This is a genomic window from Sphingobacterium siyangense, from assembly GCF_023277505.1.
Classification (GTDB): Bacteria; Bacteroidota; Bacteroidia; order Sphingobacteriales; family Sphingobacteriaceae; genus Sphingobacterium; species Sphingobacterium siyangense.
Genome location: NZ_CP080574.1, coordinates 1,497,494 through 1,520,850 on the forward strand (window position 1 = coordinate 1,497,494; position 23,357 = coordinate 1,520,850).

Consider the following 23,357-nt stretch of genomic DNA (forward strand, 5'->3'; position numbering starts at 1 on the left):
ACTAAAAGAATTATGAAAAAGATAACAGGATTGTTTGCGTCGTTATTGATCTTTCTTTTTGCTTGTAAGAAAGATAATTACAAAGTAGATGGAGGAAAGAGCGACGCCCACGTGAATCAGACAACCTATGATTTTTTAAAGCAGCACGGAAGCTTTGATTCATTGGTTAAGATTATAGATCGCGCTGGTATTAAAGATATTGTCAATTCGGATGTCACTTTCTTTGCTACGAGTGATTATGGCGTACGGGATTATGTAGCCGCCAAAAAACAACTAAAGATCATTGAAGTAGGAAACGAAAATATTCAGTTCGGGATAAATAACATCCCAGTCAAGGAACTACGTGATTCGATGATGATTTATCTATTCGATGGAAAGATTACAAGAGAGAATCTCAGCCCGGATAATAAATATTTTGTGAGCAAGCTTGGCGCGATCCCAAATGTCAGGTTCAATATTAAGTTGCGTAGAACACGTGATTACAGCGATTATTTGGATTATGTAGACTATCTCAATTTTACAAAGGTTATCGGGACTCTTGATGCTGAAGAACCAGATTATAATGCGATTCCCAAAGATCAGCTCGATAAATCCTATGATTGTCAAACCTCAGGAATTATTACGACGACAGGTGTATTGCATGTATTGCAAAACACACATCGTTTATTTTTTAACGCCGGAAAAATGGCTGACTAAAAACAGATATGAAAACGAATTTAAAAATTTTATATAGCCTAGTGTTTGTTTTTACACTGACTTCTGGGTGCAAAAAAATTGAAAACGGTTTTTTGAGTGAAGGTATCCGTTATAAAGACAATACCATCTTTTGTAAACGTGGGATGTCGCTTACGATGTCTGACCGTATCAATACGGATGGCTCCACTCCGCCCTATACATTCGAATTGTTAAATTTAAAGGATGAAGCAACAGGTCAGCCCGCACCGGATGTCTTTTTTAAAGAATTTGACATTTTAACCTTTAAGCCTGGTTTAGTATTCAATGCCGAGACAGATACCACGGTTGAGCTTCTCAATAAAAAGAGAGAAACAGTAAAAAAGGCTCCGATGGAATTCAATACCGTCAGTGGACAGCTGGTTTTTAATCGAGCTTCTGCCAACCTACCTCTAGGGCGTTTTAATTTTGATGTCAAAATGACCAATCCAAGAGGAGAACGGGTATTCCCTAAATTGGCAACCATTGAGATTGTAGAGCCCACGATTGATGATATGTTTAAAGTAACATATCAGGCGGCGTCAGGATCAAGTGCTGCTGAAGTTTTTACTGGGATCACGGCTCCAAAGGTGACTTGTACAAAAATTTCAAACGATGGCGCTCGTGTTATTCTAAAGATCGTCGATAAAAATGGAAATGCATTCAATCCTAAAAATGGAGAAGTGATCAAAAGAGGGGATCGTCCGATGTTTGAATCTCATGTGAAGTTTAATCCCGTACAGGTTACAGATAATTCAATGATCTGTGATTTTGAAGTAGCCCCCTTTCCATTGGCTAAATTAATTGGAAAAGATGGAACAGATTGGGGATTTCTCAATTATTATCGCATCCCAATGAAGTATGCACAGGTAGATGGGTTGAGTGCTAATAATGTTAACCCCGTATTTGGATTCCAACTATTGATGGAAGGTACTTATGAGGTTCAGGTGAAACTGCCAACAGTAACGCGTATAACACAATAACGATTAGGGGGGGCAAAGCGGGGCTCCCCTTGTTTTTAATAGATCCAAAAGATCAAAGTGCAAAAATTATCCAATAATGAGCAAATCTTGATATTTTATTTGATCTCAGATTGACGTATAATAAATATGTTGTGTTTGTTATTTATATTTAGTAAACCAATGTTGAGTACCCTAAATACCGACGCACTATGAAAACACTACAGTTTAATATCCCCGTGATACAAGGACAGAGTATAACTGTTCAAGAGGATATATCGGAATCTTTCTACCCGCATTTGCATCGTCATCAAGAAGCGCAACTGATGTGGATTACAAAGGGAAGAGGTGTATTGCTCGTGGATGAAACCTTGCATAGCTTTAAAGAAAACGATATCTTCTTCATTGGCGCGAACCAGGCGCATGTATTTAAATCTGTTTCCGAAGATAAGGCGAGCGATGCGGCACGTTCGATTTCCATATTTTTTGATCCTGCTGGGAGATTAAAACAGCTCTTTATGTTGGGCGAATTTGAACCATTGGAGCAATTTTTAAAACAGGATTCCAGGGGGGTTAAGATTCCTAAGATGGATTTCGAAGTGGTATCTAAGCGTATTATGTTGTTAAAACAAGCCGAAAAGATAGATAAAATGATGCATTTCTTTTATTTGTTAAGAACACTATCTCAAATTTCAAAGAGAACAGATTCACTCTGTCCTGAACCCATGGAGGCTGCCGTCTGTTCGATTGGAAAAAATAACCGAATTGAAAAGGTTTGTCATTATATCAATACACATTTTAAACATGGGCTTACTTTAGAGAGTGTAGCAGAAAGTGCACACTTGTCGCCACAGGCATTCTGCCGTTATTTCAAAAAACACTGTGGAATTACCTTAGTTGGTTATCTAAACCGGATACGAATTAATGAGGTTTGCAGTCAATTGGGAAAAGATCATTTACATTTGGAAAATATCTCATTTATCGCTTATAACTGTGGCTTCAATAGCATTACAAATTTTAACCGCGTATTTAAACAGATTATCGGTTGCACACCGAAAGAGTATATTATGCGCTATGATCAGCGACATACAGAAAATACAATTGTTTCATATGTTTAGTTTAAGGCCACGTCGTGTGACGTGGCTTTTATGCTTATTTGACACTACTTTCAAAATGATAAGTACCCGAACCTATATTGTGGCTGGAATCAACGAGTACAATTTTTGCCCGTGTATTTACCGGAACGGTGACATCTAGTTTCAATAGATTATTCTCTAACAGCCAGGCCGATTTTACCGTACCGTACACCGTTTCAAGTTCTGCAGATGCATGTGTTAATTTACCACCCGGTTTTGGAGCAATAACGATTGATTTATAACCCGGAGCATCTGCTGCCGAGTTAATTCCAGCTATTGTTCGATACATCCAGTCACCAATGGCGCCATAGGCGTAATGGTTATAGGAATTCATGTCTGGAGTTTGAAAAGATCCATCAGGTTTAATACCATCCCATCTTTCCCAGATGGTGGTAGCGCCCATTTTCACGGGGTAGAGCCAAGAGGGATAACTCTCTTGCATCAATAGATCGTATGCAACGTCATTGTGTCCAAATCGAGTCAAGACATGGCATATATAAGGGGTGCCCAAGAAACCTGTCGTGAGGTGGTTGCCATAATCCCGGATGTTGGCAACAAGGCGGTCAGCACAAGCAGATCGTAGCTCTTCAGGCAACATATCAAATTGCAGTGCCAGTACATAAGCCGTCTGTGTACCGGATACTAGGCGACCTGTTGGAGTCATATACTCCTTTGCAAAGGCTGCTTTGATGTTAGAAAGTAATGCCGTGTATTTGGCAACGTCTTCTTTTTTGCCTAAGACCTCCGCTGCGTTAATCAGTAGTTGCGTCGAGTGAGCATAAAAAGTCTGTGCGATTAGATATTTATCGGTTACAGCGGCTCTTCCATCATTATCATCATTCGGACGGTAAAAAAGCCAATCCCCAAAATGAAAACCTGAATTCCAGAGATTATTTTTCGCAACAGAAGTAATATAACCCACCCATTTTTGCATACTTTCGTATTGTGTTTCTAATATTCTGCGATCTCCATAAGCGCGGTACATATCCCAAGGAATAATTGTGGCTACATCGGCCCAACCAGCTGATGCGCCATCATTGATCCCAAGTACATTTGGTACGACATGAGGAATGAGTCCGCTGGGTTGTTGGTCAGCTTTGACATCCTTTAGCCATTTCGTAAAGAATCCTGCTACATCCATGTTGTAAGCCGCGGTATTCGCGAAAGCTTGTGCATCGCCTGTCCAACCTAGGCGTTCATCGCGTTGTGGACAGTCGGTAGGTACATCTACGAAATTTCCTTTTTGTCCCCATTGAATATTGTGCTGCAATTGGTTGATTAGGGGATTGGAAGTCGTAAATTTACCCGTCGTCGCCATATCAGAATACAGAGCCACGGCCGTTAGATCATCGGATTTTAATTCTCCGGGATAGCCCTCAACTTTAACATACCTAAAACCCTGAAAAGTAAAATGTGGTTCAAAGACTTGTTCGGCCCCGCCTTTTAAAATATAGCTGTCCTGAGCCTTGGCAGATCGTAGATTTGTTGTATAAAAATTACCTTCTTTAGTAAGTACTTCAGCATGACTTAGTGTAATCTTTGTTCCAGTAGGGCCCTGTGCCTTCAAAATCACCCATCCCACCAAATTTTGCCCAAAATCTACCACAGTTTCCCCTTTTGGGGTTTTAAAAATGCTGAGGGCTTTAAACTGTTCATGTTTCCTAACATGAGGACCGCTCATCGCGATAAGCTTTTCCGTTCCTTTGTTCATCACATTTACATTCTTCCAGTTGCTATCTTCTTTAAAATCAATATTATCCCATCCAGTAATCTCCATTCTAGCATCGTAAATCTCTCCATCATAGATATCCGACGCCATAATAGGCCCATAAGTATACTTCCAGTTCTCATCCGTATTTATTGTTTCCTTTGTGCCGTCGGTATATTCGACCTCAAGTTGTAAAAGCAGTCCCCGTGTATCGCCATAGAAATTATGCTGATTTCCAAATCCAATACGGCCTTTATACCAGCCATTGCCGAGACTTGCGCCCAGCACATTCGAACCGACCCTAAGCAATGCTGTAACATCGTAATCTTGGTATTGCAACTGGTTCTTGTAGCTGGTCCATCCCGGAGCAAAATATGTGTCACTTATACGAGCGCCATTAAGCTTGGCTTCGTATAGGCCTTTTGCCGTAATATAGGCCATCGCTGATTTTATCTTTTTTTTCAGGCTGAATTCTTTTCTGAAAAGTGGACTTCGGGACGAAGTGTCCTTTCCTGAGACAGTGATCCATTGTGCAGACCAATCTGAGGTTGAGATTCCCATTTGAAAGAATCCTATTGTGGACCAGGCAGATGTATTGCCATGATTGTCTTTTACCCGGACTTGCCAAAAATATTTTTTCTTTGACTGAAGGGGAGATCCCGCGTAGTCAATTAACACAGATTGATCTGTGGAAGAACGATGTTTCCAAACGAGATCTTTATCTTTATTTAAGAAAACTTTGTCTGTTCCCACTCGAATTTCATATTCGGCTTGTTGTGTGTTTTTCTCCGTAGAGGTTATTTTCCAGCTCAATCTCGGAATCTCGGTTTCGATGGCTAATGGATTGCTCAGATGTTCTACCTTTAGGTCAATTACCGCTAGTTTTTGAGCGAAAGTGGAGAAATTTAGTACGATCAGAAATCCTAATATTCCTAATTTTTGAAGCATAGTCTTCATAGATGGTTTTATATTTGATTAGTAATCTGTTGCTTGGAGTATAAAAGTATATAGCTATTATCCGCAATAAATTTTATATAAGCGTCATGTACTATCCTGACACTGAAGAAAAACTTGTCTTATGCTAAGGTCGATTGGAAAATCTATCTATAAATTCGTTAATAATAACGGAAAATCGAGGCCGTGTGTACTATTCAAAAAATAAAAATTGACAATGGAAAATTATAGTCAAACGATCCAGTTGGGTGTAACAAAGGATCGGGTTTTTAAAGCACTAACCGATGAAATACCATTTTGGTGGACAACCATGTTTGAGGGCTCTTCCAATAAGAAGGAGGATAGATTTACAATTCGCTTTGGCGATCTTATTTACAAAGTAATGCAAGTGGAAGACTTATATGAAAATGCAAAAGTTGTTTGGCATGTCGAAGATTCCTTGATAGCCCTTCCTGGATTGAAAAATCAAAAAGAATGGATTGGCACAACGATCGTTTGGGACATCACTGAAAAAGAAAACGGGGTTGTGTTGCAACTTGAACATATTGGCTTATCCCCTGAAATCGAATGTTATGCTATTTGTACAGATGGATGGCGACAATTTGTGAAAAGTTTAGAAGCATATATTGAAACAGGTAAAGGACAGCCTTTTTCGAATTGATCTTTGCTAGCATACCAAAATAATAAACTATGAGCCTGCCCTTGGGGGCTCCAGCATCTGTTTCTCCTTCGAGATTAATAATCCCTAAATCATTACCGCTATAATTTTTCTTTCTCCAAAAATACCATAGACTTGATTCTAAGCTGTCTATCACATATCCATTGGATCCCCGCTCATCTTCAGATTTACTCCTGATGTTATGTAGAATGACACGGTCGAAATAAAACCACTCCACTGTGGAAAAATTGATTGGATCTGAATTCAATGGAACTAGGATAGCTACTATAATTTCTGGTGGAAGCTTTGTTAATTTTTTTGATTAATTTATGAAAATAACAATTAAATTAATAATCTGATTAATGAAATATTTAAAATTATTTACGATATTTGAATGAATTATAAAACTGCAAGAAAATAAAAATTAACATGCTTTCTGAACGATTGCTGGCCTATAAGACCTGTATCGATTTGTAAGATAAGTATTTCTAGAATTGAATAAAAACAATGGAGTATTTTTCCCAACTTGGATACCATTCTAACGAAATCGTAAAATTCGCTGCCGCTAGCGGAATCTTTTCCCTACTTTTAAAATGTGGTGAAGTAATCCATTTTACACCACAAGATCCGGAGCATTTTAGAGCCTGGTTGATTGAAAAAAATATCGAAGATATTAAAAGCGAAAAACAGCAACGAGAATTTTTGGGGACTAGCATTTAATACCATAAACAGTAGATAATATTTTGGTGAAAAGCCAAAAATTATATTTTTTTATATAAAAAATCAATTTATACGATCTTATGAAAAAGACATTACTTCTATTGGCGCTGCTGATTTGTATGACCATTAATAGCTTTGCCCAAGGCAGTTCGATGTTATGGAAAATTTCCGGTAATGGTCTAAAGCAAGATTCTTATTTGTTCGGTACGATCCATATGTTGTGTCAAGACGACTTTGTCATCAAACAGAAGAATTTAGATGCACTCAATGCTAGTAAAAAGGTAGTTTTTGAAGTTGATCTTTCTAAACCAGAAAATGCAAAATCTCTACAGGCATTTACTGTTTCGGATCCGAATTTTATAAAGTCATTTTCTGAAGACGATATCAAAAAGATGGACAGCGTGTTGATCGCACAGCAGCTTTCAATCAAATTGTTGGATTATGTATCACCTGTTGCTGTTATATCCTTGTTCTCGATGAAAGGATTTAATTGCCCGGATCCTACAAAGATGAAGTCTTATGAGGTTGAGCTGTCAGCACTTGCGACCAGCCAAGGAAAGGTAATAGGAGAGTTGGAGACACCTGATTTTCAATTTAATTTGCTGAAGGATCTCATTACACCTAAATTGTTCATGGAATCTGTTTTTCAGTTGGAGGAATACCCTGCATTGACCGTTAAGATGGTTCAAGCTTATAAATCAGAGAATTTGGAAGAGTTGACAAAATTGCTCCAAGATCCAGCCTGGATGACGAAAGAACAAAAAGAAAAATTGTTAATTGGGAGAAATTTGAATTGGAGTAACCTGATACCCCCTATGATCAATGAAGAATCCTGTTTTATTGCCGTTGGCGCAGGGCATTTGGCCGGTGATCAGGGGCTGATTACCTTACTCCGAGAAAAAGGATTCAAAGTAGAGGCCGTAAAATAAATCTTATCTTAGTGGATATTTAAAACTAAGAAAAAAATGGCATCCGAGCACAACAAAACAGTAGAGATATTGAAAACAGGTGGCAAGACATATTTGATTTTTGGTATAAGTAGGGGATTAGGCAGAGCTATAGCGTTGAATTTGCCAAATGAGAATGATCTAATATTTGGTATTTCCAGGAATGAACCAAATTATTTAAGTGCCAATTCAGACATCCGATGGATTGCTACCGATCTATCCCAACCGAAAGAATCTTCGGAGATGATAAAGGCGATAATAGGAAATCAGCGGATTGATTATTTTATCTATAATGTTGGGATATGGGAAAAAGATGCATTTACGGAAGCGTATAATTTTGCAGATAGCAGCGCCTCCGAAATAATAAACTTAATCAATACGAATATTACGTCTTGCATTTTAAATGTACAGTCGGTAATAGATAATTTAAGACAATCGTCCAACGCTAAGATTATATTGATTGGTTCTACTTGGGGTTTAGATAACCACAGTGGAAAAGAAGTTGCATTCTCTGCGACAAAGTTTGCATTACGTGGTGTTGTCCATTCCTTACGAGAAAACCTTAGAAAAGATAAAATAGGTGTTTCCATATTAAATTTGGGCTATTTAGCGACAGAATTTGATCATAATGAAACCATAGAAAACGTTATTGTACAAACACAAGGTAATCTTATTCCCCTGCAAGATGTAATCCAAGCATTACGATTTATTATCTCTACTTCAGCGGCAAGCTGTGTAAAGGAAATTAATATGCCGGCAATGTGTGATTTCAATCTATAACATTGCTTTTGATCCGCACTTCTTGCCGTTATAAATTTTTTGACATCGCGATAAATTTGCATTTGGTCAACGTATACATGCACTATATCAAAAAGATTGGTGCTTGAGCCGTCCAAAAGCTTCCTTTGTTGAAAAAACATGAGGAAACAAGTATTATGTGCAGTTATACTCAGCGGTTTTACTACGCTGGCTGCACATGCTCAAAATGCAGTATCGGGACAGGTTGCTGTGGATTATGTCCCACTATCAAATTATATTCGCCCTGAAGATAGTGTTAAGACAGGTTCAAAGAGCGATTTTAGTAGAATACAGTTTAACCTGGAAGTTCCATTATCTACCAAAATAGATTCTTCTGGCAATATAAAACGCTGGTCCTGGAAGATAGGGGCAGCTTATGCAAAGATGGAAAATAGAGGGTACGAAGAGCCCTTATTCCCGACTGAAATGCTCAATGCTGAAATGGGACTTCAATACCTGACCTCATTAAGGGAAAATTGGTCTCTATTGACTTTCGCCTCCGTTGGGATTTATTCAGACCTCGTTAAAGTAAATGGTAAGGATGTACTGGGGCAGGGGGGAGTGCTTTTTATCAAAAAATTTAGACCGAATTTAGCTTTTGGTTTTGGCCCTGTGTTGAGCAATAGTTTTGGCGTGCCAATGATCTTACCGGGCTTGTATTTTGACTGGAAAACAAATGGAAAAGTGAAGTTCAATGTGAATTTCCCACAGGGTCTTTCCGCATCCTATCACCTCAATGAAATGGTTGATCTTCGTGCTGTCGTTAATCTAGATGGTATGACTGCAGAGCGAGAAAAAAATGGGAAATCTACTTTGGCCGGTTTTATGTTATTGACAGCTGGGCTTCAGCCTCAGTTCAATTTGGGCAAGAGCCTGAAGCTCCAGCTGACCGGCGGAAGCACACTTGCTAGATTGTATGTAGAAAATGATAGGTCGCTGAAAAGTTTATTCAAGAACAAAAGTCAGGCGGACCCCCGGTTTTCTCCAACCTTCTATACTTCCGTAGCACTTAAATGGAATATGCCTTAATCATCTGCTGAGGAGCTTCTTAAAAACAACATTTTGGAGAAGCTCCTCTCTTTTTGTACGCGATATCGGTAATTCTTGTTCCTGTATATATACTCTCCCTCCAGTAATAATATCAATGTGGTTTACATTGACTAGGTAGGATTTGTGAATACGAAAAAAATGGTTGCCGGGTAATGCCTCTTCCAAAGCTAACATGGTTTGATGGATTGTAATTGTACGTTCTTTAAAGTGAAGTTTTGTATAATTTTGCATACTTTCCGCGTACAGAATATCTGTCCAGGAGATTTTAACAAAAGCATCCCCCTGTCTTACAAATAACATATTGTCATTCGGACTACTTTCCTGTAAGGGTTTGTTCCGCTGTACAAAAAGCTGATAAGCTTTGGTGCTGGCCTGATAGAAACGCTGGAAAATTATAGGTTTGAGCAGGTAATCAACAGCTTGAAGTCTGAATCCTTCCAACGCATATTCTGAATAAGCTGTGATGAAGATACATAAAGGCGGGTTTTCAAGGGAGTCTAAAAAGTCTATACCATTGAGATAGGGCATATTAATATCTAAAAAAATAAGATCTATATCGCCCTGCTGTAACCTCGAAGTTGCAGCTAGTGCTGAAGGAAATGTTTCCACTAAATCCAAAAAATCGATCTGCTCGGTCATTTCGGCAATATGTTGGCGCAGCATAGGTTCATCGTCTACGATGATACATTTCATTTTAATTTCTTCCATTGTCAATAGTTAGCTGTTAAGATCGATGGTCAGTTGTATAGTAAAACTGTCGTCAAGTTTATGGATTGTTAACGAATAGTTGTTTTCATATTGCAGTTCCAGTCTTTTTTTTACATTTTCCAGCCCTATGCCCGAGTGCCCTGTCGAAGCTAATTGCGGATAGTCCTGATAACTATTACTGATGTTGAATTGAAGTTTTCCTTCTTCCTCAACACAGGATAGCTCTATACTTCCTTTTTGATTTGGAAGGCGGTTTACGTGTTTAAACGCGTTTTCGACAAAACAGATAAGCATCAATGGTGCAATATATAAATCCTTTGAAGATTGATTCCATGAACAGCTTACATCCAATTCGTTACCCCACCGCATTTTTTCTATGGCTATAAAATCCTGTAAATATTGCAGTTCGCGTGTTAAAAGTACGAGCGGTTGGTTGCACTCATAGAGCTGATACCTCAGAATGTCAGAAAATTTCAGAAGCAAATAATCGGCCATTTCCACATTCTTTTTCATGAGGATGTGAATATGGTTCAAGACATTAAACATAAAATGAGGATTGACCTGATCCTGTAAAAATTTTACCTGACTTTCAAGAAAATTCTGCTGCAATTGACCATGGATACGTTGAATATCTGCATGTTCCTGATAAAATCTAATCCCGCAGGCGGTACCATTGATCAGTAGGGAAGATGGAATTGCTTGATAGAAATGAGTGAGTATTAGATCTGTCCGTTCATGGTTAGATATTCCTTCTTTGGTGAGAATGAAGTAGTAATCTATTCCACCAATTAAAATAGCTAAAATGATCACAAAAGCGATCGCTTTCAGCACAAAAGGTTTCATTTGTCGAGTCTTGATCGCTTCAGGCAAAACCCGGTCACTCAGCCATTGTGATACAACAATGGACGAAACCATAATTAATGATGTATGGAATAAGGCCTGTAACGCATTGAATTCATCTTTTATTTGGATCCATACAGCAAATCCAAGTACAAGCCAAAATAGGCTAAGGAAAAGATGTTTATTTAAATAGTTTTTTTTGAACATATGACGATTTAAAAAAAATACCTTTGGAGCCTGATTCCGAGGTAGCTCCAAAGGTAAAACTTATTCATTGTTTTAGAAGATAAAGTAACCCAATCCAATAGAAAATGCCTGTGGTTTGGATTTAAAAGATTTGTTAAGGTCAGAAAAACCGCGTTCATAGCGAACATCAAGTGTAAATCGCTGAATATCGACTCCCAGACCGCCGGTAACTTGTAAGTTCGATTTGTCAAAATGTTTGATTCCCTGTTGTATTGCTTTGAGAGGTGGCAAATTGTCGTTTAACGTATAGCTGTAAATTGCACCAGCTAATACTCGGAAATTGATGTCCTGATTTTGGTAGATTTTGTAGCCTGCAACAACGGGGATATCAATCGCATTCCATTTGAGTTTGCTTTCGGTTTGCCCTTGCGGTTTAAGTGCTGCTTTACGTTTATTGAAAAGAGCTTCACCCTGGATATAGGCTCTTCCAAGATTAACTCTTGCCATACCCCCTACGTGTAACCCTATGGCATATTTGTCATCTAAGTCTGCTAATTCGGTATTGAGTTTGTTGAGACTACTTCCCCCTTTAATACCCAATTGAATGAAAGGTTGCTCCTGAGCAAAGAGTGTTTTGCTAAACATCATGGCAAATAATACGATGCATGATAAAATTGCGTTTTTATTCATTTTATATTGTTTTAATTTGTCCAAAAGAACAAAGGATCAATTCCTTGGCAAAAAGAGTTTGACGAACGGCATTTTTGTAGTGACGAAGGTTAATATAGGGATGATTAATCTGTCAAGATTTCTATTTGTTTGTCAAGATTTCTGGCTTAAGCGTATTTTTTTCAGGATTGATGGGAAAAGGTCTATTGTTTTTTTTAACTTACAAGATAGATTTTGTTTGGTAAATTGTGTTGTACAAATAATCGATTTCATGAAAAATCCATTGAAGCGAACGTTTTCCTTTTCCTATCTGGTATGGCCGTTTTGTCTGCTTATACTAACATCCTGTTCTAAAGAAGGACTTAATTCACAAGGAGGTCTAATAGATCCCGGTTTTAAAGCTGTCAACTTACAAACCGGAATCAAGGAAAATGTAATTCCGATCAAAGCGGATTTATGGTATGTATCCTATGTCAAAGATGCCCTTACAGGAGAAATATTGAAAGATTCCACTGGAAAAAAGCTCAAATTGGAGCGTACGGGCTCAATTGGAGTTGACGGCGGGTGGCTACAGTTGGAAAAAACAATTAATAATGAGCTTAAATTGACCTTATTGGAAAATTTTAGTGATCAGCCCAGGAATTTTGCTATTGGCATATTATCAGCGGATAAAATGGATGAAGTGAATTTTATTCAAACTAGGGCTGATGGATATGAGTTGGTCAAAAAAGAAATCAACGAACTGAAAGAAAGCCGGAAAATCTATGTCAGTACCGAAGGGTGTACTGCGATGAATCTGGTAAATAGCTCAAATCGAGAGCGAAAAGTCGATATCACTGCCATTTTTAAGGACGTAAAGTATAGTTCCGAATTCATAAGTGACAGCTACGGCGCTTTTGACTGGCTCAATAAAGCAGATTCTACGATTTTCATGGATGAATTAATGGTAAATGGTGGAGTTCGCTGGCAAGGTAAAGTTCCTTACAGCAAAGGCAAAACTTTTGAAAATTATATTAAATCTGGAGATAAACAAGAATTGCTGCTCAAACCCAATGCCCAGATAACCGCGAGAGGTGAATTCAAATACCTCGAAAGAACTTGCAATTATATCTTCACGATCAAGAATAAAACATCCGGGCACGAATTCCAAGTGAAGGGTACCTGGAAGCAAAAGGTTCCGCTGACCCCACGGACTATTTTGCAATAAGATTATTTATGAGGTTTTAAGCATAACAACAATATAATGACCTTTTTGTAATTCTCGGTAAATATAAAAGCCACATCATCTGATGTGGCTTTTTTGTGTTCTGCTTAATGGCTATACAATGTCTTATTTGACTTGTGTAATTGTTCCGTTAGTAACGCTTCCCCAATTTGTAAGACTTCCATAAACAATTAATTTGGACTTACTGTTGGCAAATTCTACCTTTCCGCTACCATTAATAGTCAAGTTACCGTATACGACAACTTCACCGTCAATAACCATCTTACCATTGATAAATGAAGTGGATTTTGATCCGACAGTTCCCTGAGAAAGTGAACCTGTTACACTCAAGATACCGCTTCCGTTTACGGTAAAAGTTCCACCAATAACACCTGAGCCCACCAAATTCATTGTTGAATTGACGTTAATGTTTTGCTTCAAAGCGATTGAACCATACATATTGAATACACCGCTGTTGATGTTAACAGAATTTCCATTGATATTAAGTGTTCCACACCAGTTAAAATTCCTGTTGATATTAACGTTTGAAGCAAATGTTTTTGTATCCGAGTAGCTGGCTTCACTATTAACATTCAGGTCTCCCTGTGTACTGCCTGTGAAGGCTGGATAAGTACCATTACAGCTTGGAGTTGTTGGTTTCAGATCGATGAGTTTAAGAATTTTTAAGCCACCTTTTCCCGTTGCCACAAAAACATAGTTATCTCTACTGATCACAAAATTACTTGAACTGTTGTCAATCGCATTGAAACTTGCACTACCAATATAGTTAAAGTTGTTTTGTGTGTCAAATTGATAAGCCGCGATACCAGCGCCACCGTTGGCAACAAACACACGTTTGTCGTTTGTGGATACAGCATTGGTCACAATATCTTCCGGATCCATGTTGCTGTCATCAGGACTTACTGGAATACTAATGCGTTTATCCAGAGCTCCTGTATTGATATTATAAATACCCAAGCCCTGAGCGCCTTCAGAAGCTAAAAGATAACTGCTATAAAAATCAATAGTACGCTTTGCTGAACTTGGATTTTGACCCACATTGATTGTTTTAACAGGATCAAGATTATTGGATACAACTTTTATCCCCTGTGTTCCTGACAGCACATACACTTGATTCTGGTATGTTCTTACAGATAGGAGATCCGCAATAGTTACCGATTTTTCGATAGCACCCGAAGATTTATTGATTTTAGAAATAGCACCCGCATTACCTGAAACAGCATACTGGCTTTCGTTGTTAAAAGCAACATCTGTTGCCACATAGCTTGGCAAACCTGTATAACGATAAGCATCGGTAGGTAATCCATTCTGAAGTGGTAAAACAATAAGAACTGCAGGTGAGGTCATTTTTGCCAATACACCTTCATCTGCTGCTCCAGCTAAGAGTAGGCTATTGCCATCAACTGCCAATGAGCTTATGTCGATATTCGGCAATTTAGCATTTACGATAAGACGTGGGTTATTAATATCTGAAATGTCGATGACATCGACACCACCAAGATATCGATCGCCTTCGGTATTGTAACTTACATAAGCGTAGTTGCCCGAAACAGCAACATGCGTTGCCCGAAGCTTATTGCCTTCATAATCCGGAGGAGCGACTTGTGCGACCAATGCTAACGAGAAGTCTGGGTTTTGAGTGGCAGTGACTGTCGAACTATTGGCTGCTCGCTTACCGGATGCTAAAAGATTAGATAACGGCAATAAACCAGCATTTTGATGATCTAAACGTGCATTCAGTTGACTTGCATTATTATCAATAACAACAGACTGATTTTTAGGATCATCAATGTTATCATTGTTTTTGTTGCAGCTAATAATTGCGGTCAAGGTCAATGCTAAAAGTGGCAGGTAAAATTTCTGTTTCATAATATTATATATCTATCACAAAAGTAAACCAAAAATCTTATAGTTAAGTTTTGTTGCGGTTAATTTTTATAAAGCTGTAGTTGTTTTACTACTACATTTTATGCTGTGTAAACTCCTAATGAACATAAATTTTTCCATAGCTTGTTCAACTGAGTTTACCCGTATACAAAAGGGTCTGATATAAATCAGACCCTTACTTTGGAAGATGGAACTCTTTGTTTCTTCTTGCGCTGTGGTTCCCCCTTTTATATGAAGTTATTCCTTTTTTTAATTCTCATTTGAAGTTTAACATATTAAAGCTGCTTAAAGGCAGACTTCTTTATCGCTGCTCGTTGGGCAATTATTTCTTTTGGCTCAAATGTCATAAACTGCAAAGCTTTTGATGTGTGGCGTTGCTGTGGATTCAACGACATGAAAACGAATTTTAGATGTTTTGATTTTGTTAAACTTATGTATCCTTTTGTTGCCAACTGATTCACCAGAAGCAATATTTACCCAATTATTATCGATCCAGGCGGCTATGGTGTATTTTCGAATACGCTCGCCACGCTGTATTACCTCACCAAAGATGACCTGATTTACAGTTTTAGGCGTTTTCAGGTCTAGGGTAAAGTCTTTTGCTGCTTTGTTCTTAACGATTGCTATGGGATGGGATATGACAGTGGTCAATGCTCTGCCAAACTCTGCTAGTCGATTAACATCCTCTTTTGGAACCAAGCCGCTCGTATCGACTACAATGCCCAGTAACATGTTGGAATTTCTGCCTACACTGGTATAGTAGGAATCCACCAGTTGATCCACCGAAAGGAGCTTCTGTCCATTTTCTTTCCAAAACCAGCCACCTTGCCAACCGGTACGCATTGGGAAATCGGCTTCCCCCGGACACCATATTGCCCCATTTGGATTGCCGTTCAAACCATCGATAACAATTGTCCCCGTAGCTGATGTCGTGAAATCCGAACGGCTCCAATTGGGATATGGTGCTCTTCCTTCTTCATTGCCTATCCATCGGATCAAATTTTTGGCATCACTTGGACCTTGAAAAACGATAGCATCAGGCTGTAGTTTTTTTAGTAACGGAGCAATATCCGGTCCGCCATCTTTTATGGGCAGTATTCCGCCATCAAACCAGATTTCAAACAGCTTACCATAATTTGACCATAATTCGGAAAGCTGCGTTTTCACCACCTCATTGTATTGCTGTTGCGTAAGTGGGCCTCCGGGTTGGACTTTACCTGGATTATTCACATGCAAATATCCATTGGCGGAAGCGCTGGCATAGATGCCAGGTCTGATGCCATATTTTTGACAGGATTGGATAAAATCCTTTACGATATCGCCTTTTCCTGCTTTCCAAGGTGATTTGCTGATATTATAGTCATGTGCTTTGGTAGGCCATAAGCTGAATCCCGAACAATGCTTTGCGACGAGCACAGCATATTTTGCACCTGCAGCTTTGGCAGCCTTGATCCATTGATCTGTGTCCAATTTGCTAGGGTTAAAGACTGAGGCAGGAGGGTGCGAGCCCCATTGTTGCCATTTATAGTCGGGGACATAGTTCACAACATCGAAGTGAAAAATTACCCCGATCTCTGCTTCAGCCCATGCTACATGGGCCGGAGAAGGGATCACTTCCTTTTGTTGGGCGTTACAAAGTAAGCCCAACAAAAGGAAGTGGATCATTAAAATATAGTTCTTCATTTTTATTAGTGTTATTGCCATCCTGTATTCTGTCCCAAATCAGGATTTAAACTGATTTCCTCTAACGGGATTGGAAATAAATACATTTTGTCATTCCATGATCTTTTTTCTAGTGCAGTGTAGATTCGAATATAAAAATCACTATTGACAGTTATACCATTGACTTGTGCCGCTGGATATTTGGCTCTTAATGCAGGAGTAAGTTTCATCCCTAATATTGTTTCAGGACGTTCGATTCTTTTTCCTGCTTTCCAGCGTAACAGATCGTCAAACCTGAAACCTTCATCAGCGAGCTCGACTCTGCGTTCCCTTCTAATTTCGTCTATCAAAACCGGAACCTCTGGAAAGACCGAATTGGGATCTCTTTTTAGCGATGCAATAATCATATCTGGCATACCTACACGTCTTCGCAGCAGATTGATACTTTTGTCGATATCAGTTTGTTTGATATCACCCAGTTCGGCCCTGGCTTCGGCATAGATCAATAGTATTTCAGCGTATCGGAAGATAAAAAAGTCTAGAGTCGATTGATTGGCTTGCCACATAGCAGGGTCTGAGCTTCGTCCTTTAATCAACTGATACCCTGTATTGGCAGTGTTTGTTCCAATTCTGGGTAGATCAATAATGTCTTTCGATCCGTCGCTGTTTTGTAGTAATACAAAACCTTTGGTTGCAATTGTCTGTTTGGCCCTTGGGTCACGATCCGCAAATTCATCCTCAGGTGTATTGTCTCCTTTATATTTTGTGCTAAGCGCGGTAGGTAGTCCATCTGAACAAAGATAATTTTGGACGAAATCTTTGCTGTAGCCTGTCCCTGTCTCACCCAAAGTCCTACTGATACCATTCATAAGGATGCTTTGAAGGTAACGTCTTCCAAGAATAGACTCGGTGTTGCCATTGAGTTCCTGTTGGATAAAGAGATTGTAGTAATCCGTTGTTGGATTTCCGGTAGAGTATAAGGAGTATTTATTTGATCCCATGATAAGTTCGGCAGCACTGAGCGCTTCGCGAAGATATTTTTCGCTTCCTTCGACGCCAAAATATTTTCTTCGGGTTCCCTCCCATAGACATATACGGGCTTTTAGTGCTGCGGCTGCATATTTATGCAAGCGTCCGGCAGAAACGTTATCGGCAGGAATATTTTCGACAGCAAAATTTAGGTCGGCCAATACCGAATCCATGACGATATTACGAGGAGTTCTCGGCGCATAAAGTTCTTCACTTTTTTCCGTAAGATCCTTACTGTACCAGGCAACGTCTCCATAACGTTTGGAGAGCCCCCAATAAAAAAGCGCGCGAAAAAACCGAATTTCACCGGCATATTGATTTTTAATTGCTGCACTAGCTTCGGCATTGTTGTAGCGCTGTAAGAAATAATTTACATTACGGATATTTGTCCAGTTATAACTGGCATCTGTATTGGGAACAACATATTGACCAGCTAAAAAAGCGTTTATACTACTTGGGACTTTATCATCTGACTGATTGTCCTGGATAAAATTTTGGGTAGGCAGCGAAGTATAAAACTGATTCGCATAGAGCATCAGGTCATTTTCATTCTTGAAGAAGGTTGGTTCGGTGATCGAGGACAAAGGTAATCTATCCAGATAGCTGTCTTTTTTACAAGAAGTAATAAACGCTAATGAACCAAGTATGAGTAGTGTTTTTAAAGTTTTCATAATCTAAAAGCTAAATCTTATCAATTAAAATCCGAGTTGTAATCCAAATGCCACCGATTTACTCTGTGGAGCATCTTGAAAATTGAGGACTTCTGGATCGAAGGCATCAAATAAGCTCGTAAACGTTAGAAGATTCTGTCCTGAAATATACACGCGTGCACGACCGAGTTTGGCCTTTTCAGTCCATCTTTTAGGTAGTGAGTAACCAAGCGTAAGTTGTTTCACCCGAAGGTATGCCGCGTTTTGAAGGTATTTTGTCTGTTGTTGCGAGTTTCCACCATTACCAAATCGTAGTCTCGGAAAATAAGCATCTCTGTTTTCTGGTGTCCAATAATCTGTTGCATAGACAAAAGGGACATTCCATTCGCTCGTAAATCCCCAAAAAGCACTATTGCTGATCCAGGTATCTCGCTTGCCGATACCTTGTAAGAAAGCCGAGAAATCAAAGTTTTTATAATTCAATCCTATGTTAAGGCCAAACGAGTACCGAGGTGTAGAATTTCCGATAATTTTTCGGTCCCCAGGGTTACCGACCGTATTGTTGCCAAAGTCGATCTTACCATCATTATTTAAATCTGCATAGCGGATATCGCCCGGTCTCCAGGTGCCACCCCATACTTGGGTCTGTTTTGGTGCCGAATCGATCTCTTCCTGACTTTGAAAGTAGCCTTGTGTTTCAAATCCCCATATTTCGCCGTCTAATTTACCTTCATACCAGTTATTGAATATTTTGGTTGTATTCAGTGGATATTTCGTGAGCTTGGCATGATTGTCCGATAACGAAAGCATCACGTCATAGGAAAGGTCATCGCCTATGCGATCATTCCAACCTACACTAAGCTCCCATCCCTTTGTAACCAATGTACCTGCATTTTGGCTTGGAGCGGCTGTTCCCAGTACGGATGGGAGCGGAACTCCAGCAACAAGCATATCTCGTGTGCGTCTTTCGTAAACGTCAAAGCTACCTGTCAAGCGGTTTTTAAGTAAGGCGAAATCTAAGCCGAAATTGGTCGTCGCCGATTTTTCCCAGGTAAAGTTTGTGCTCACAAGCCCTGGTGCGCCTACACTCACACCGGTTTGATTACCAAAAATATAACCTACGCTATTGTTTACGGGCATTGTCGGTAGATAGGGATAGAAATTGGAAGCGGAATATAAATCATCACTATTGAAACCTTGGTTAGGTAATTCACCGTATGAACCTCTCAATTTTAAGTCATTGACAACATCCTTAATGCCTTCCATAAAGTTTTCTTCAGAAATTCGCCAACCTGCAGAAACAGAGGGGGTGAAGACATATCTTTTATCCGCAGAAAAACGGGAGGATCCGTCGTAACGACCATTTATTTCCAATAGGTATTTCTTATCGAAAATATAGTTCAATCTGAAAACTGTTCCAAAGAGTGCCCACTCGTTCTCGGCGCCAGTGACACTTGGTCGGGGATCATTATTTAAATTGATCGCTGGTTTGGTAGGGTCAACTAGATTATTTGCGAATATGCCTAATCGTTTGTAGCGGCTACTTTCTCGATTAATACCAACCATTGCTTTGAAATAATGTTTTTCGGCGAAGGTGTTTTCGTATGTTGCAAAAGCATTTAAGGCAAAGTAATTATGGTTATCTGTTGTTTCTGACACGGATGAAGGGTTTGTCCAAGGAAATGTTCCGAGCAGAATCCCATTCACACCATATTCCTTAAAAGGAATCTGATGGCTTTGTAGAAAGTTGTTGTAAGCATTCCAGGTATAATCAGCGACGACCGAGACATGTTCGATAGGTTTGATTTTTACTCCTCCAGTCAGCCATAAATCATTAGAATATCGTTTTCTTTTTCCATTGTTGGCAGCTACAGCGAAAGGATTGGTAAAACTGCCTTGTCCTGAAAAGTTACCGTCAGGATGTCGAATTGGCATAGTCGGTCTCAAGTCTCCGGAGATCCATCCAGACGATGTTCCCCCCGTAACGACTCCGGCTGTTTCTTTATCGTCTATATGTGTGAGGGCGAAATTTCCTGTTAGGGTCAGCCAATCTGTAATTTCCGAGTTTACTTTCATCGATGGATTCAAGCGTTGATACTTTTGACCAGCCTCTTTAAATAAGCCCTTTTGTTGTAGATAACCTAGGGAGGTGATCACCGAAGTTGCACCACGGCCTCCTTGTAATGATAGATTGTGTCGCTGCATCGGCGCCCATCCTGGATATTGTTCCTTAATCCAGTCTGTATTTCCAACGTAACGATACTTGGCTGGATTGGAAGGGTCTACATACACCGGAAGGTTGTTGGCCGGATCATTAAAATAGGCATTTGCAAGAATAGAATCTTGTTCTGTAAAAGATTCTGTTGCTGTAGTTCCACCGTCTTGTCCATTTCGATTTGCCTGGCGGTGCATCCTAATGTAATCGATCGAATTGATGTATTTGGCCATTTTGGTAGGCCTGGAGACGGTGTATTCTCCTGTATAATTGATTTGTGGATTTTGGCTTTTCGGGTTTTTTGTCTGAATCAAGATGACGCCATAAGCCGCTCTGCCGCCATATATAGCTGCCGCAGCGGCATCTTTTAAAACGGTTACATTTTCCACATCCGAAGGATCAATAGAATTGGGATCACGTTGTACACCGTCTACTAAAATCAGGGGTCCTGCGGTACCGCCATTGATCGATCCTGTACCGCGGATGTTGAACTGAGAACCAGTTCCCGGTTTGCCATTGGCAGAGGTAATGTTTAAGTTTGGTACTAAGCCTTGCAACCCTTGACCCAAATTTGCAATTGGGCGATCTGCCAAACGTTTGGCGCTCACGGTTGCGACTGCTCCGGTCAGATTCTCTTTCTTTTGGGTACCAAATCCGACAACAACGACTTCCTCGAGGTTACTGTTTGCTGCCTTTAGAATAACATTGATTTCGTTTTTCCCCTGCGTAGATATTTCAGCTGTTGCATATCCAACGGAACTAATAATCAATAGGCTGTTTGATTCTGGTACAGTGAGGGAAAACTCCCCTTGGGCATTGGTACTTGTGCCGATGGCACTACCTTTTAAAAGAACATTTATACCAGGAAGAGCTTGCCCATTTTCATTTGTCACTCGCCCTATGATTGTCCTTTTTTGAATATTGTCATTGACGTTTTTAGCGATAGGCTGTATTGCTGGTTTGCGCCCTATCGCGATAGAGCGCCCCTTTATTTGATAATCCAACGATTTCTCAACTAAGAGTTCATCCAATAGAGAGGTGATCGATTTATTGTTTGCACTGATCGTGATCGGTTTAATATTTTTTAGGTCGTTCTCGTCATAAATGAACGTGTAACCCGACTGTCTACTGATCTCAATCAATATATTTTTCAATTGTGCTTTATGCTGATTGAGGTTGATGCGCTGTGCGCGAACATTTCCCATAGCCACCATAATGGAAGCCAATAGTAGAACAAAGGTTAGTTTCATAGACAGATGTGTCTTGTAAGATTTCAGGTATTGGTAATAATACCTTGGATGATCTTTTTTCATATTATTTTAAGTTTAATAAACAATGCAGGTTGATACCTATACAGTCCTTGGTTGCGGAGACCATATGAGTCAGATTTACATTGGCGGTTATAGGTTTTCGTTCCGGGTTTTGGCGGAACTAACACAATAATTGGTTTCGGATCTCTTCTCGAATGTCGATGAAAAAGTATTTTTTTATCATGTTATCGCATAGCTAAAATCCTCCTTCCTTCTCTCGTGAATTTTACGTTTGACTTTAACTCAATAGCCTGCAACACTTCAGATAATTTGGCGTCCCTTGGGATAATGGCTGAAAATTTACGATCGCCATAGGGGCCCATGTCGACTTCAACATCATACCAACGTTCGATCTTGAGTGCATATTGGCTCAAAGGCTCCTCATGCAGTACATAAAGACCGTCCTTCCATGCATAACTATCTTCAATACCGCTGGTTGTTATTTCAATAGCATCTTTTCCATTGACAATTGCCTGTTGCCCCGGACTTAAGAGGGCCTGATGTTTTGTCTTTGTGTCTGTAACGCGCAAACTGCCACTGACAAGTGTCGTGTATGAACGGCCATTGTCATTATAGGTGTTGACGTTGAAACTTGTCCCCAGCACTTCAATACGCTGTTGTGCTGTTTGTATGACAAATGGTTTGTGTACATTTTTGGCAACTTCCAGATAGACTTCACCTGTCAGCTGGATTTGTCTTTCTTTACCAGTAAAGGTCGCTGGATAAGTGATAGACGATAAGGCATTCAACCATGCTTTGGTACCATCAGGCAGCACGACTTCAAATTGACCGGCAACCGGTGTTGAAAGCCGGATTGTTTTTACATCCTCCGTTTCAATGATTGTCATTCCATTATTGTATCCCAATGAGCCTTCTTTTGAGATAATGCCGCTATTTTTTCCGTCTAGAGCAATTGCTGGTTGTCCATCTATTGATAATAACGCTTTGTTTTTGCCTGGCGCAATGTCATCAACAAACAACTCATGTTTGCTTTCTCGATTATTATTCCGTTGTAGATATCGTATTGTTCCAATTGTAAAAAAAGCGAGGAGAATTGCAGCAATAGCTATAATGTACCCTTTATTATAATAAGGCTGCTCTTTAGAGATTCCCTTTAATCGTTTTTGTAGTTCGATTATATCCGAAATTAGCTCCTTGTCAGATGGAATTTGGTCTTCACCTAGATTAAGATACCATTCTTCAACAAGCGCTTGTTCTTGTGTTGTACATTTCCCTTCCAGATATTTCTTAAGTAAGGAGGGGCCATTTGCATGCTCTTGGTTCATCATGATAATATAGTTGGTTACTTCTATATGACGGATGAGAAGGGGGGAA

Annotated in this window: 18 protein-coding genes; 9 read left to right on the top strand and 9 right to left on the bottom strand. The window is 39.5% G+C overall.

What is annotated here, in order from left to right; translation table 11 throughout:
- The first annotated feature begins 12 nt into the window (after window positions 1–12).
- The 3 genes from K2F45_RS06120 to K2F45_RS06130 all read left to right on the top strand — a co-directional run bounded on the left by K2F45_RS06120 (window position 13) and on the right by K2F45_RS06130 (window position 2,788).
- Window positions 13–696 carry a hypothetical protein gene (locus tag K2F45_RS06120; protein ID WP_248933143.1) on the top strand — a complete coding sequence of 228 codons (684 nt, stop codon included), beginning with the start codon at window positions 13–15 and terminating at the stop codon, window positions 694–696.
- 8 nt (window positions 697–704) lie between these two features.
- On the top strand, window positions 705–1,694 hold the full coding sequence (locus tag K2F45_RS06125; protein ID WP_248933145.1) for a DUF5007 domain-containing protein: 990 nt from the start codon (window positions 705–707) through the stop codon (window positions 1,692–1,694).
- Window positions 1,695–1,882: 188 nt separating this feature from the next.
- Entirely contained in the window at window positions 1,883–2,788 is a 906-nt protein-coding gene (locus tag K2F45_RS06130) for an AraC family transcriptional regulator (RefSeq protein ID WP_248933146.1), read from the top strand.
- Between the two features lie 34 nt (window positions 2,789–2,822).
- Here K2F45_RS06130 and K2F45_RS06135 read toward each other — a convergent pair whose 3' ends face one another.
- On the bottom strand, window positions 2,823–5,462 hold the full coding sequence (locus K2F45_RS06135; RefSeq protein ID WP_248933147.1) for an alpha-L-rhamnosidase: 2,640 nt from the start codon (window positions 5,460–5,462) through the stop codon (window positions 2,823–2,825).
- Between the two features lie 223 nt (window positions 5,463–5,685).
- Between K2F45_RS06135 and K2F45_RS06140 the strand changes: the two genes are divergently transcribed.
- From K2F45_RS06140 to K2F45_RS06160, 5 genes are all read left to right on the top strand, one after another.
- Window positions 5,686–6,129 carry an SRPBCC family protein gene (locus tag K2F45_RS06140; RefSeq protein ID WP_075991388.1) on the top strand — a complete coding sequence of 148 codons (444 nt, stop codon included), beginning with the start codon at window positions 5,686–5,688 and terminating at the stop codon, window positions 6,127–6,129.
- A gap of 504 nt (window positions 6,130–6,633) precedes the next feature.
- Window positions 6,634–6,846 (top strand): hypothetical protein, encoded by a 213-nt coding sequence (locus K2F45_RS06145; RefSeq protein ID WP_075991389.1) that lies wholly within the window; start codon window positions 6,634–6,636, stop codon window positions 6,844–6,846.
- Between the two features lie 80 nt (window positions 6,847–6,926).
- Window positions 6,927–7,775 carry a TraB/GumN family protein gene (locus K2F45_RS06150; protein ID WP_075991390.1) on the top strand — a complete coding sequence of 283 codons (849 nt, stop codon included), beginning with the start codon at window positions 6,927–6,929 and terminating at the stop codon, window positions 7,773–7,775.
- Between the two features lie 36 nt (window positions 7,776–7,811).
- Window positions 7,812–8,573, top strand: a complete 762-nt coding sequence (locus K2F45_RS06155; protein ID WP_075991391.1) for an SDR family NAD(P)-dependent oxidoreductase — start codon at window positions 7,812–7,814, stop codon at window positions 8,571–8,573.
- 138 nt (window positions 8,574–8,711) lie between these two features.
- Window positions 8,712–9,620 (top strand): DUF6268 family outer membrane beta-barrel protein, encoded by a 909-nt coding sequence (locus K2F45_RS06160; RefSeq protein ID WP_248933148.1) that lies wholly within the window; start codon window positions 8,712–8,714, stop codon window positions 9,618–9,620.
- Here the strand turns inward: K2F45_RS06160 and K2F45_RS06165 are convergent, their stop codons facing one another.
- The 3 genes from K2F45_RS06165 to K2F45_RS06175 all read right to left on the bottom strand — a co-directional run bounded on the left by K2F45_RS06165 (window position 9,621) and on the right by K2F45_RS06175 (window position 12,065).
- Window positions 9,621–10,349, bottom strand: coding sequence for a LytR/AlgR family response regulator transcription factor (locus K2F45_RS06165; protein WP_075991393.1), 729 nt, complete (start codon window positions 10,347–10,349; stop codon window positions 9,621–9,623).
- A 9-nt stretch (window positions 10,350–10,358) separates the two neighbouring features.
- Window positions 10,359–11,396, bottom strand: a complete 1,038-nt coding sequence (locus tag K2F45_RS06170; RefSeq protein WP_248933149.1) for a sensor histidine kinase — start codon at window positions 11,394–11,396, stop codon at window positions 10,359–10,361.
- A gap of 72 nt (window positions 11,397–11,468) precedes the next feature.
- Window positions 11,469–12,065 (bottom strand): porin family protein, encoded by a 597-nt coding sequence (locus K2F45_RS06175; protein ID WP_075991395.1) that lies wholly within the window; start codon window positions 12,063–12,065, stop codon window positions 11,469–11,471.
- Between the two features lie 250 nt (window positions 12,066–12,315).
- On the opposite strand from K2F45_RS06175, the gene K2F45_RS06180 reads away from it, so the two are divergent.
- Window positions 12,316–13,251 (top strand): hypothetical protein, encoded by a 936-nt coding sequence (locus tag K2F45_RS06180; RefSeq protein ID WP_075991396.1) that lies wholly within the window; start codon window positions 12,316–12,318, stop codon window positions 13,249–13,251.
- Between the two features lie 123 nt (window positions 13,252–13,374).
- On the opposite strand, the gene K2F45_RS06185 is transcribed toward K2F45_RS06180, so the two are convergent.
- The 5 genes from K2F45_RS06185 to K2F45_RS06205 all read right to left on the bottom strand — a co-directional run bounded on the left by K2F45_RS06185 (window position 13,375) and on the right by K2F45_RS06205 (window position 23,311).
- The gene (locus K2F45_RS06185) at window positions 13,375–15,138 is read right to left on the bottom strand and encodes an LVIVD repeat-containing protein (RefSeq protein WP_075991397.1); all 1,764 of its coding nucleotides are present in this window, start codon (window positions 15,136–15,138) and stop codon (window positions 13,375–13,377) included.
- Window positions 15,139–15,492: 354 nt separating this feature from the next.
- A complete protein-coding gene (locus K2F45_RS06190) occupies window positions 15,493–16,839 on the bottom strand; it encodes an alpha-L-fucosidase (protein ID WP_248933150.1) in 1,347 nt (448 codons plus the stop codon).
- A gap of 11 nt (window positions 16,840–16,850) precedes the next feature.
- Window positions 16,851–18,518, bottom strand: coding sequence for a RagB/SusD family nutrient uptake outer membrane protein (locus K2F45_RS06195; RefSeq protein ID WP_248933152.1), 1,668 nt, complete (start codon window positions 18,516–18,518; stop codon window positions 16,851–16,853).
- 24 nt (window positions 18,519–18,542) lie between these two features.
- Window positions 18,543–22,025: a TonB-dependent receptor gene (locus K2F45_RS06200; protein WP_248933153.1), complete on the bottom strand. Its 3,483-nt coding sequence runs from the start codon at window positions 22,023–22,025 to the stop codon at window positions 18,543–18,545.
- Between the two features lie 182 nt (window positions 22,026–22,207).
- Entirely contained in the window at window positions 22,208–23,311 is a 1,104-nt protein-coding gene (locus K2F45_RS06205; protein WP_248933154.1) for a FecR family protein, read from the bottom strand.
- Window positions 23,312–23,357 lie beyond the last annotated feature (46 nt).

What these genes read in the sequence shown, in the direction of transcription:
- K2F45_RS06120 (WP_248933143.1), top strand. Translation starts at nt 13, where the DNA reads ATGAAAAAGATAACAGGATTGTTTGCGTCGTTATTGATCTTTCTTTTT.
- K2F45_RS06125 (WP_248933145.1), top strand. Translation starts at nt 705, where the DNA reads ATGAAAACGAATTTAAAAATTTTATATAGCCTAGTGTTTGTTTTTACA.
- K2F45_RS06130 (WP_248933146.1), top strand. Translation starts at nt 1,883, where the DNA reads ATGAAAACACTACAGTTTAATATCCCCGTGATACAAGGACAGAGTATA.
- K2F45_RS06135 (WP_248933147.1), bottom strand. Translation starts at nt 5,462, where the DNA reads ATGCTTCAAAAATTAGGAATATTAGGATTTCTGATCGTACTAAATTTC.
- K2F45_RS06140 (WP_075991388.1), top strand. Translation starts at nt 5,686, where the DNA reads ATGGAAAATTATAGTCAAACGATCCAGTTGGGTGTAACAAAGGATCGG.
- K2F45_RS06145 (WP_075991389.1), top strand. Translation starts at nt 6,634, where the DNA reads ATGGAGTATTTTTCCCAACTTGGATACCATTCTAACGAAATCGTAAAA.
- K2F45_RS06150 (WP_075991390.1), top strand. Translation starts at nt 6,927, where the DNA reads ATGAAAAAGACATTACTTCTATTGGCGCTGCTGATTTGTATGACCATT.
- K2F45_RS06155 (WP_075991391.1), top strand. Translation starts at nt 7,812, where the DNA reads ATGGCATCCGAGCACAACAAAACAGTAGAGATATTGAAAACAGGTGGC.
- K2F45_RS06160 (WP_248933148.1), top strand. Translation starts at nt 8,712, where the DNA reads ATGAGGAAACAAGTATTATGTGCAGTTATACTCAGCGGTTTTACTACG.
- K2F45_RS06165 (WP_075991393.1), bottom strand. Translation starts at nt 10,349, where the DNA reads ATGGAAGAAATTAAAATGAAATGTATCATCGTAGACGATGAACCTATG.
- K2F45_RS06170 (WP_248933149.1), bottom strand. Translation starts at nt 11,396, where the DNA reads ATGTTCAAAAAAAACTATTTAAATAAACATCTTTTCCTTAGCCTATTT.
- K2F45_RS06175 (WP_075991395.1), bottom strand. Translation starts at nt 12,065, where the DNA reads ATGAATAAAAACGCAATTTTATCATGCATCGTATTATTTGCCATGATG.
- K2F45_RS06180 (WP_075991396.1), top strand. Translation starts at nt 12,316, where the DNA reads ATGAAAAATCCATTGAAGCGAACGTTTTCCTTTTCCTATCTGGTATGG.
- K2F45_RS06185 (WP_075991397.1), bottom strand. Translation starts at nt 15,138, where the DNA reads ATGAAACAGAAATTTTACCTGCCACTTTTAGCATTGACCTTGACCGCA.
- K2F45_RS06190 (WP_248933150.1), bottom strand. Translation starts at nt 16,839, where the DNA reads ATGAAGAACTATATTTTAATGATCCACTTCCTTTTGTTGGGCTTACTT.
- K2F45_RS06195 (WP_248933152.1), bottom strand. Translation starts at nt 18,518, where the DNA reads ATGAAAACTTTAAAAACACTACTCATACTTGGTTCATTAGCGTTTATT.
- K2F45_RS06200 (WP_248933153.1), bottom strand. Translation starts at nt 22,025, where the DNA reads ATGAAAAAAGATCATCCAAGGTATTATTACCAATACCTGAAATCTTAC.
- K2F45_RS06205 (WP_248933154.1), bottom strand. Translation starts at nt 23,311, where the DNA reads ATGATGAACCAAGAGCATGCAAATGGCCCCTCCTTACTTAAGAAATAT.